This is a genomic window from Nocardia carnea (genome assembly GCF_029869215.1).
GTDB classification, from domain to species: domain Bacteria; phylum Actinomycetota; class Actinomycetes; order Mycobacteriales; family Mycobacteriaceae; genus Nocardia; species Nocardia carnea_B.
The window spans coordinates 1-1,029 of sequence record NZ_JARWPM010000229.1 but is presented as its reverse complement, the minus strand read 5'-3'; the positions used below and the strand labels follow the sequence as shown (position 1 = coordinate 1,029).

The following is a 1,029-nucleotide window of genomic DNA, read 5'->3' as shown; positions in this document are numbered from 1 at the left end:
GGGTGGGGCCGGGGGGGTCCGCACGGCCTAACCCCCCCCCATCCGCGGGCGTTCCCGCACTCGACACCACAGATTAACCCCGCCCCCCCCCCCCCCCCGCCGGGGGCGGCCGACCGGAGCCCGCGCCGGGCACGGTAACGTGCCCGGCTATGAGCACCGATCTGTTGGGTAAGAGCGCGCTGGTCTCCGGGGCCAGCCGGGGTATCGGCTACGCGGTGGCCGCCGAGCTGCTGAGCCGGGGCGCGAATGTGCTGATCACCGCGCGCAAACCCGAACCGCTGGACAAGGCGGCCGCCGAGCTGCGCGGGTTGGGCCATCAGGGCGAGGTCGTCGCGCTGGCCGGTAACTCCGGTGACGCCGAGGCCCGCACGGCGGCGGTGCAGCGGGCCGTGACCGAATTCGGGTCGCTGGACATCCTGATCAACAACACCGGGATCAATCCGGTGTACGGCGCGCTGATGGAAGCGGATCTGGATGCCGTCCGCAAGATCTTCGATGTGAACGTCGTCGCCGCGCTCGGCTACATCCAGGAGGCGTACAAGGCGTGGATGGGCGAACACGGCGGCGCGGTGGTGAACGTGGCCAGCGTCGCGGGCCTGCGGTCCACCGGGGTGATCGCGGCCTACGGTGCCTCCAAGGCGGCACTGATCCGGCTCACCGACGAACTGGCCTGGCAACTGGGTCCGAAGATCCGGGTCAACGCGGTCGCGCCGGGTGTGGTGAAGACCAGCTTCGCGGATGCCCTCTACTCCGCCGACGAGGAAGCGGCCGCCGCGGTCTATCCGATGAAGCGGCTGGGGTCGCCGGAAGACGTGGCACGGCTGATCGCGTTCCTGGCCTCGGACCAGGCGCAATGGATCACCGGTGAGACGATCCGTGTCGACGGCGGCCTGCTGTCCACCGGCGGTATCTGAGATTCGCACCACCGCGGGGGGGGGCCCCCGCCCCCCCCCCCGCCGGCGCCCCCCCCCGGGGCCCCCCCCGGGCGACAGGGGCGGCGGCCGCCCCCCCCCCCCCCCCCCCGGGGGG

General features: G+C 73.1%; 1 protein-coding gene. It reads left to right on the top strand.

The window, feature by feature from the left end; genetic code table 11:
- Window positions 1-149 precede the first annotated feature (149 nt).
- Window positions 150-914 carry an SDR family oxidoreductase gene (locus QH276_RS15810; RefSeq protein ID WP_280402214.1) on the top strand — a complete coding sequence of 255 codons (765 nt, stop codon included), beginning with the start codon at window positions 150-152 and terminating at the stop codon, window positions 912-914.
- Window positions 915-1,029 lie beyond the last annotated feature (115 nt).